Annotated in this window: 8 protein-coding genes and 2 pseudogenes; 5 read left to right on the top strand and 5 right to left on the bottom strand. The window is 73.9% G+C overall.

Annotation, left to right across the window (positions count from 1 at the left end):
- The 4 genes and pseudogenes from J7E86_RS24995 to J7E86_RS24980 form a co-directional block, all read right to left on the bottom strand.
- Window positions 1-552: pseudogene (locus J7E86_RS24995) on the bottom strand (FUSC family protein); the annotation flags it as partial.
- Between the two features lie 24 nt (window positions 553-576).
- Window positions 577-1,623, bottom strand: a complete 1,047-nt coding sequence (locus J7E86_RS24990) for an acyl-CoA dehydrogenase family protein (protein WP_215084441.1) — start codon at window positions 1,621-1,623, stop codon at window positions 577-579.
- Complete coding sequence (locus tag J7E86_RS24985; RefSeq protein WP_215084439.1) at window positions 1,620-2,795, bottom strand: acyl-CoA dehydrogenase family protein; 1,176 nt, start codon at window positions 2,793-2,795, stop codon at window positions 1,620-1,622. The genes J7E86_RS24990 and J7E86_RS24985 overlap by 4 nt, the downstream gene beginning before the upstream one ends.
- Window positions 2,795-3,679, bottom strand: coding sequence for an enoyl-CoA hydratase (locus J7E86_RS24980; RefSeq protein ID WP_215084437.1), 885 nt, complete (start codon window positions 3,677-3,679; stop codon window positions 2,795-2,797). The genes J7E86_RS24985 and J7E86_RS24980 overlap by 1 nt, the downstream gene beginning before the upstream one ends.
- Before the next feature lie 50 nt (window positions 3,680-3,729).
- Between J7E86_RS24980 and J7E86_RS24975 the strand changes: the two genes are divergently transcribed.
- The 3 genes from J7E86_RS24975 to J7E86_RS24965 are packed head-to-tail and all read left to right on the top strand — an operon-like array spanning window position 3,730 to window position 6,377.
- The gene (locus J7E86_RS24975) at window positions 3,730-4,548 is read left to right on the top strand and encodes an SDR family oxidoreductase (protein ID WP_215084435.1); all 819 of its coding nucleotides are present in this window, start codon (window positions 3,730-3,732) and stop codon (window positions 4,546-4,548) included.
- A 14-nt stretch (window positions 4,549-4,562) separates the two neighbouring features.
- Window positions 4,563-5,201: a TetR/AcrR family transcriptional regulator gene (locus J7E86_RS24970; RefSeq protein ID WP_215084433.1), complete on the top strand. Its 639-nt coding sequence runs from the start codon at window positions 4,563-4,565 to the stop codon at window positions 5,199-5,201.
- Between the two features lie 18 nt (window positions 5,202-5,219).
- Window positions 5,220-6,377: an acetyl-CoA C-acetyltransferase gene (locus J7E86_RS24965; protein WP_215084431.1), complete on the top strand. Its 1,158-nt coding sequence runs from the start codon at window positions 5,220-5,222 to the stop codon at window positions 6,375-6,377.
- Window positions 6,378-6,404: 27 nt separating this feature from the next.
- On the opposite strand, the gene J7E86_RS24960 is transcribed toward J7E86_RS24965, so the two are convergent.
- Window positions 6,405-6,743 carry a helix-turn-helix transcriptional regulator gene (locus J7E86_RS24960; RefSeq protein ID WP_215084429.1) on the bottom strand — a complete coding sequence of 113 codons (339 nt, stop codon included), beginning with the start codon at window positions 6,741-6,743 and terminating at the stop codon, window positions 6,405-6,407.
- Window positions 6,744-6,889: 146 nt separating this feature from the next.
- Between J7E86_RS24960 and J7E86_RS24955 the strand changes: the two genes are divergently transcribed.
- The gene (locus J7E86_RS24955; RefSeq protein WP_215084427.1) at window positions 6,890-7,888 is read left to right on the top strand and encodes a zinc-dependent alcohol dehydrogenase family protein; all 999 of its coding nucleotides are present in this window, start codon (window positions 6,890-6,892) and stop codon (window positions 7,886-7,888) included.
- Between the two features lie 118 nt (window positions 7,889-8,006).
- Window positions 8,007-8,623, top strand: a pseudogene (locus tag J7E86_RS24950) (GNAT family N-acetyltransferase).
- Window positions 8,624-8,648 lie beyond the last annotated feature (25 nt).

Raw genomic sequence — 8,648 nt, 5'->3', positions numbered from 1 at the left:
GGCGGCGGCCACGCGCTGCGGCCCGTGCGGCCGCGCGAGCGCGGGGGCCATGCAGATCAGCCAGGCCGCCGCGCCGCACGCCAGGAGCAGGCCCAGGTGCATCGGCACGTCGCCGAGCCGTTGCGGGACGAAGCAGGCGGTGGAGGAGACGAAGGTGAGGACGACGTTGCCCGGCGGGCCGGCCCGGAAGGCGTCGCAGAGCACCTTCTGGACCGCCGCCAGCAGGGCGGCGACGAGCACCAGCAGCGCGGCCGAACGGGTCAGGGACGCGGCCGTCAGCGCGACGCCGACGCCGGCCGCCATGCCGAGCACCACACCGGCCAGTGCCCGGCGCCGGGCGGCGTACGGGAGGGCGTGGCCGTAGAGCGCGCACAGGGCTCCGGCCGAGGTGTACAGAGCGAGGTCGAGGCGTCCGGCGGCCAGCAGCGCGGCGTCGGGGAGCGCCATCGCCGCGGCCGCGCTGAAGGCGGGCTTGTGCCAGATGTCGCCGGCCCGGTTCAGCCTGACCGTGCCGCGCAGGGGCAGCGGGCGGGCGGGGTGGAGAGTGAGCATGCGAACACGTTAGCAAGTATTTTACTAGCGAAATAAATCCAGGGCGCGCGACCGGCAGTCACCCGGCCCACCCCACGCCGACCGCAGCGCCCGCGCCTTGCCGATCCACAGCGACAGGTCGTACTCCGCCGTGTAGCCGATCGCCCCGTGCAGCTGCAACGCCGTACGAGCCGCCGCGTACGCCGCCTCACAGGCCGCCGCCTTCGCCGCGGCGACCTCCGCCGGGGCGCTCGGCGCGTCGGCCGCGAGGGCGACGGCAGCGCCGTGGAGCAGTGGACGGGCGAACTCCAGCCCCAGCAGGGTGTCCGCGAGCCGGTGCTTGACCGCCTGGAACGCGCCGACGACCGTGCCGAACTGGGTGCGCTGCCGCACGTACGCGACCGTGCGGTCCAGCAGCGCGAGCCCCACGCCGAGCGCCTGCGCGGCGACGGCGAACGCCGCCCAGTCGGCGGCGTGCGCGGCGGCGGCCCGCACGGCGGGACCCGGCACCGGCAGCTCCGCGCCGCCGAGGGGCCGGGCGAGCCGCCGCGCCGGGTCGAGGGAGGGCTGGACGGGCCCGTGGGCGGTGGCCATGAGCAACCGGTCCGCGGCCGTCCCGGCCGCGGACGTGACGCGATCCCCACCGTCGGCTGTCACCACGAACACGCCGTCGCACACCTCCGCGTCCAGCGCGTACGGCCCGGAGTCCGGCAGGACGAGCGTGACCCGCGCCTGCCCGGCGCACACCCGGGGCAGCCACTCCTCGGCCGGCCCGCTCTCCCCGCCGGCGGCCAGCCGCGAGAGGAGCGCACCCACCGCGGCCGTCTCCGCCACCGGCCCCGGCACGGCGTGGCGGCCCAGCTCCACGCAGGCCACGGCCAGTTCCACGGGCAGCGTCCCCACCCCGCCGTACGCCTGCGGCACGGCCGTCCCGAAGACCCCCGCCTCCGCGAGCCGCCCCCACAGCGCGAGCCCCGGCCCGTGCTCGCCGCGCGCCCACGCCCGTACGGCCGACGGCGTCCCGGCCGCGCCGAGCATGCGGTCGAGGGTGCGGCCGAACGCGAGCTGCTCGGCGTCCAGGAGGAACCTCACGCGCGCCGTCCCTTCGGCAGGCCGAGCAGGCGCTCGGCGACGACATCGCGCTGGATCTCGTTGGTGCCCGCGTAGAGCGGTCCCGCCAGGGCGAAGACGTAGCCGTCCGACCAGCGCCCGCCCGCCGGCGCGTCCTCGGCGGTGTCCGCCAGTTCGCCGTACGGGCCCAGGAGGTCGAGGGCCGTCTCGTGCAGGGCCAGGTCCAGCTCCGACCAGAAGATCTTGTTCAGGCTGGACTCCGCGCCGGTCGGCGCGCCGGCGGCCAGCCGCGCCGCGCCTGCGTAGGTGTACAGCTGGTACGCGCGGGCCCGTACGGCCACGTCCGCGACCCGGTCGCGCAGCGCCGTGTCGGCCGGGTCCGCCCTCTCCCGCCACAGGGCGACCAGCCGCCGGGCGGCGGCCAGGTAGCGGCCGGGGCTGCGCAGGGTCAGCCCGCGCTCGTCGCCCGCGGTGCTCATGGCGACGCGCCAGCCCTCGCCCGGCTCGCCGACCACGTCCGCGTCCGGGACGAACACGTCGTCGAGGAAGAGCTCCGCGAAGGCCGGCCGGCCGTCGAGCCGGCCGATCGGCCGGACGGTCACCCCGTGCGCGTCCAGCGGGAACATCGCGTAGGTCAGGCCGTTATGCGGCGGACGCGCCGGGTCCGCGTGGCTGCGGAACAGCCCGAAGGCCCGGTCGGCGAAGGCCGCCCGCGAGGACCACGTCTTCTGCCCGCGCAGCAGCCACCCGCCGCCGGTGGGCACCGCCACCGACCGCAAGGACGCCAGGTCCGAGCCGGCCTCCGGTTCGGACCACGCCTGCGCCCACACCGTCTCACCACTCGCCATCGCCGGCAGCAGGCGGGCGCGCTGCTCCTCGGTGCCGTGGGCGAACAGGGTGGGGGCGAGCAGGCCGATGCCGTTCTGGGCGACCCGGGCGGGCGCGCCGGCGGCGTAGTACTCCTCCTCGAAGACCAGCCACTCCAGGAGCGAGCGCCCCCGGCCCCCGTACGCGACGGGCCAGGACACCGCCGACCAGCGGTCCGCGAACAGCGTCCGCTCCCACGCGCGGTGCTCGGCGAACCCTTCGGCGGTCTCCATCGAGCGCAGGGGGACACGGGGTACGTGCGCGGCCAGCCAGGCGCGGGCCTCGGCGCGGAAGGCGGTCTCCTCCGCGGTGAGATCGAGGTCCATCAGGCGTCGTTCCCCTTCCGCGCGCCGTGCTCCCGCATCGTCCGGACGTCCATGCCGCCGAGCGGGTCCGCCGAGGTCTCCGCGTTGTGCGCGTGCGCCAGGTGGTGGAGGGCGAACGCGGCGTCCAGGCCGCTGTGCAGGCCCTGGAGGTCCTCGGCCTGGTTGACGGCCCGCTTGGCCAGGGCGAGTCCCATCCGGGGCATCCCGGCGACGCGGGCGGCGAGTTCGCCCGTACGGAGGGCCAGTTCGGCGCGCGGCACCACGCGGTTGACCATCCCGAGCTCGTACGCGCGCCGCGCGCTCATGCGGTCACCGGTGTAGAGGAACTCCTTCGCGACGCGCGGCGGCATCACCCACGGGTGGGCGAAGTACTCCACACCGGGGATGCCCATCCGTACGACCGGGTCGGCGAAGAACGCGTCCTCGCTCGCCACGATCAGATCGCACACCCAGGCCAGCATCAACCCGCCCGCCACACAGGCGCCCTGGACGGACGCGAGCACCGGCTTGGGCAGCTCGCGCCAGCGGCGGCACATGCCCAGATACACCTCCGCCTCGCGCGCGAAGCGGCCCTCCGCGCCCGCCTTGCCGCAGTGGTCCCACCACAGCCCCGCCCGGCGCGGGTGAGGGAGATGGGCGTCGCGCTGCGGGGTGCCGATGTCGTGCCCGGCGGAGAAGTGCTCGCCCGCACCGGCGAGGACGATCACCGCCACCTCGTCGTCGGCCGCGGCGCGCGCGAACGCGTCGTCCAGGGCGTAGGTCATCGCGGAGTTCTGGGCGTTGCGGTACTCCGGCCGGTTCATGGTGACCGTGGCGACCGGGCCGGCGCGCTCGTAGCGCACGGTCGGGGCGGCGGGAGCGGCGGAAGTCGAGGCAGGGGTCATGGCGGCGGCCAACCTTCCCTAACAAGTGTTTGGTAGGTTAACGTACGGCCATGAGCAGCGTCGAGGAATCCCGCACCGCTCTCCGTACCGCCCCACCGCCCTACCTCCCCGGCCACGACCTGCTGACCGGGCGCACCGCCGTGATCACCGCCGCGGCCGGCACCGGCATCGGCGGCGCCACCGCCCGGCGGTTCCTCGAAGAGGGCGCCCGTGTCGTCCTCGGTGACAGCCACGCGCGCCGCCTGCGCGTGTGCGTGGCCGCGCTCAGCGACGAGTTCGGCAGCCGCCAGGTCGCCGGACTGACCTGCGACGTCACCGACGAGACGCAGGTGAGCGCCCTGTTCGGGCTCGCCGAGGAGCGGCACGGCGCCCTCGATATCGTCGTCAACAACGCCGGGCTCGGCGGCACCGCCGACCTGACCGAGATGACCGACGAGCAGTGGGACACCGTCGTCGACACCACCCTGACCGGCACCTTCCGCTGCACCCGCGCCGCGCTGCGCCGCCTGCGGGACTGCGGCCGGGGCGGGGCCCTCGTCAACAACGCCTCCGTCCTGGGCTGGCGCGCCCAGCGCGGCCAGGCCCACTACGCCGCCGCCAAGGCGGGCGTCATGGCCCTCACCCGCTGCGCCGCGGCGGAGGCCGCCGAATACGGGGTCCGCGTCAACGCCGTCGCCCCGAGCCTGGCCCTGCACCCGCACCTGGCCAAGGTCACCACGCCCGAGCTGCTCGCCGAGCTCACCGCCCGCGAGGCGTTCGGACGGCACGCCGAACCCTGGGAGATCGCCAACGTCATCGTCTTCCTCGCCAGCGGCTACTCCTCCTACATGACCGGGGAGACGGTCTCCGTCAGCAGCCAGCGCGCGTGACCGACAATGAGAGTGTGCCGACGAACAGCAACACGCGCCCCCAGCCCAGCACCGGCAAGCCCGGCGAGAACCCGGCCCCCGACCGGCGCCGCGAGCTCCTCGCGACCGCCGCCGAGGTCTTCGCCGAGCAGGGCTACAACGCCACCACCGTCCGCCGCATCGCCGACGAGGCCGGGCTCCTCGCCGGCAGCCTCTACTACCACTTCGACTCCAAGGAGTCGATGCTCGACGAGATCCTCTCCACCTTCCTCGACGAGCTCTGGGCCGGCTACGACGCCGTGCTCGCCGCCGGTCTCGGCGCCCGCGAGACCGTCGAGGCCCTGGTCACCGAGTCCTTCCGGGAGATCGGCCGGCACCGCCCCGCCGTCGCCATCTACCAGAAGGAGGCCCGGCACCTCGCCGGCCGGCCGCGGTTCGCCTACCTCGCCGCGTCCCAGCGGAAGTTCGAGACGGTCTGGCTGGGCACCCTCGAACGCGGCGTCGCCGAACGGGACTTCCGCGCCGACCTCGACATCCGGCTCGCCTATCGCTTCCTGCGCGACACCGTGTGGGTCGCCGCGTCCTGGTACCGGCCGGACGGAGCGCACAGCCCGGAGGAGATCGCCCGCCAGTACCTGTCCATGGTCCTGGACGGCATCGCCGTGCGGACCTGAACCGGAGGAGCAGCACCCATGGCCGAGGCATACATCGTCGAAGCGGTCCGCACCCCCGTCGGCCGGCGCGGCGGCGGGCTCGCCACCGTCCATCCCGCCGACCTCGGCGCCCACGTGCTGCGCGCCCTGATGGAGCGTACGGGCGTGGACCCGGCCGCCGTCGAGGACGTCGTGTTCGGCTGTCTCGACACGGTCGGGCCGCAGGCCGGCGACATCGCCCGGACCAGCTGGCTGGCCGCCGGCCTGCCCGAGGAGGTGCCCGGCGTCACCGTCGACCGGCAGTGCGGCTCCGGTCAGCAGGCCGTCCACTTCGCCGCCCAGGGCGTCCTCTCCGGCACCCAGGACCTCGTCGTGGCCGGCGGTGTCCAGAACATGTCGCAGATCCCCATCGCCTACGCCACCCGGCAGGCCACCGAGCCGCTCGGACTCACCGAGGGCCCGTTCGCGGGCTCGGCGGGCTGGCGGGCCCGCTACGGCGACCGGCCGGTCAGCCAGTTCCACGGCGCCGAGCTGATCGCCGAGCAGTGGGACCTCTCCCGCCCGGCCATGGAGGAGTTCGCGCTCCGCTCCCACCGGCGGGCCGTCCGCGCCGCCGACGAGGGCCGTTTCGCCCGCGAGCTCGTCCCCTACGGGCAGGTCACGGCCGACGAGGGCCCGCGCCGGGACACCTCGTCGGAGAGGATGGCCGCGCTCGCGCCCGTCCGGGAGGGCGGCCGGATCACGGCGGCGCTCTCCTCGCAGATCTCCGACGGGGCGGCGGCCCTGCTCCTCGCGAGCGAACGCGCCCTGCGCGACCACGGACTCACCCCCCGCGCCCGCGTCCACCACCTCTCCGTCCGCGCCGACGACCCCATCCGCATGCTCACCGCCCCCATCCCCGCCACCGCCCACGCCCTGAAGCGGGCCGGTCTGACCATCGACGACATCGACCTGGTCGAGATCAACGAGGCGTTCGCCCCCGTCGTCCTGGCCTGGCAGAAGGAATCCGGCGCAGACCCCGAAAAGGTCAACGTCAACGGCGGCGCCCTCGCCCTCGGCCACCCCCTGGGCGCCACGGGCGCGAAGCTCCTCACCACCCTCCTCCACGAACTCGAACGCACCGGCGGCCGCTACGGCCTCCAGACGATGTGCGAGGGCGGCGGCCAGGCCAACGTGACGATCATCGAACGGGTCTGACGGCCCGTGCTCGTGGGCGGGGGCGGTTCATTCCCCGTCGCGCCGGGCCACCAGTGCGCCGAGGAGTTCCGGGAAGGCTTCGTCGATCTCGTCGCGGCGCAGCGCGTTCATGCGGGAGGTGCCGACGTAGTACTGGCGGATCAGGCCGGCCTCGCGCAGCACGTGGAAGTGGTGGGTGGCGGTGGATTTGCTGACCGGCAGGTCGATCGTGCCGCAGGCGAGATCCTGGCGGGCGGCGTACAGCTCGCCGACGATCCGGCGGCGCACCGGGTCGACCAGGGCCTCCAGCACCTGCTGAAGAGTGATCGTCCGGATGTCCGGGTGGGACGGGATGCGCTCCCGCCCGCTTCGTCGAGCTACTGCCATCGCGTGGTGACCTCCGCGAACATCGTACGACACACGTCAAAGTATGACGGCTATCAAAGTTTGACAGGCACCGTACTTTCCGGCTTGAGTGGGGCGCGGCGGCGCGTATTCCGCGCCGCCGTCACCGATCAGAAGGGGGATGTGCGATGGCCAAGACGGTGCGGTTCCACGAATACGGCGGGCCGGACGTGCTGCGGCTGGAGGACGTGGAGATCGGCGAACCCGGTCCCGGTGAGTTGTTGATCCGTGTCGATGCGATCGGCCTCAACCGTGCCGAGGTGCTGTTCCGAAGCGGCCACTACATCGAACCGGCCAAGGAGTTCCCCGCCCGTCTCGGCGCCGAGGCCGCTGGAGCGGTCGAGGCCGTCGGCGCGCACGTGAAGGGCTTCGAGGCCGGCCGGCCGGTCAGCGTGGTGCCCGCGTTCTCGATGAACGACTACAGCGTCTACGCCGAGCGCGCGATCGTCCCCGCCGCCGCGGTGCTGCACCGGCCCGACGGGCTCGACGCGGTCGAGGGGGCCGCGGTGTGGATGCCGTACCTGACGGCCTACGGGGCGCTGGTGGAGGTGGGCGGCATGCGCGCCGGGGACACGGTCGTGCTGACCGCCGCCTCCAGCAGCGTGGGCCTGGCCGCGATCCAGATCGCCCACCGCGTCGGGGCGGTCCCCATCGCCACCACCCGCACCGGCGCCAAGAAGGACGCACTGCTCAAGGCGGGGGCGGCCGAGGTGATCGTCACCGACGAGGAGGACGTCGTCGAGCGCGTACGGGGCCTGACCGGAGGGCGCGGCGCCGAGTTCGTCTTCGACGCTGTCGCCGGTCCCGGTGTGGTGGACCTGGCCAAGGTGGTCGCCGGCGGAGGCACGCTCTTCATGTACGGAGCGGTGAGCGGCGAGGTGACCCCCTACCCGGGCTTCGAGCTCGGCATGCCCGCGCTGAACATGCGCACGTACACGGTCCACGAGACGACCACCGATCCGGAACGGCTGCGCCGGGCCGTGGCGTTCATCTCCTCCGGCCTGCGCAACGGCGCCTTCCGGCCCACCGTGGACCGCCTCTTCGGCTTGGACGACATCGTCGAAGCGCACCGCTATATGGAGGCGGGCGCGCAGGTGGGCAAGATCGTGGTCACCGTCGACCACTGAGGGTTCCGTCGGCCCCCGTCGGTCCCCGAGACCGCTTGGACTTCCGTGCCGGGCGGTCTCATTGCCTCCGCGAACGAACCGGGACCCCGCCCCGCCACCGAAGATCATCGGGTGCAGAATGACCCGTATGCCGATATCGAACCCGCCGAAGGCGACAACGATCGACGACGTGTCACTGATCAGCCGCATCCTGACCCGCGCCTTCGACGACGACCCGATGATGCGCTGGTCTTCCCCGACGACGCCTCGCGCGAGGCGTCGCTGGGCCGCTATTTCACCACGATCTTCGCCCGGCAGTACGTCCACCACGGCGTGTGCGAGCGCACCGAGGCGGCGGCCGCGTTCTGGGTGCCCCCGGAGGCGCGGGCCAAGGCCGTGCCCGACGCGGAGACCATCCAGGAGCTCCAGAACATCCTCGGCGACCGGGCCCGGCTGTTCGGGGACGCCGTGGAGACGGCCGCCCGGCACACACCCCAGGAACCGCACTGGTCCCTGGCACTGATCGGCGCCGACCCGGCCGCCCAGGGCCAGGGGCACGGAGCCGCCCTGCTGCGCTCGGGGCTGGCCAAGGCCGACGCGGCGGGTCTGCCCGCCTATCTGGAGTCCTCCAAACCGTCCAACCTCCCCTTCTACGAGCACTTCGGCTTCACCGTGCGCGAGGAACTGCGGCTGCCGGGGGAGGGGCCGACGCTGTGGGGAATGTGGCGCGAGCCGCGCCGCCCGGCCGACGCCTAGACGCAATGCCGGTGACTTAGGCGGT

The organism is Streptomyces sp. ISL-11 (genome assembly GCF_018614525.1).
Lineage (GTDB): Bacteria > Actinomycetota > Actinomycetes > Streptomycetales > Streptomycetaceae > Streptomyces.
The sequence above is the reverse complement of the archived record's forward strand: the minus strand, read 5'-3'. Positions and strand labels throughout refer to the sequence as shown.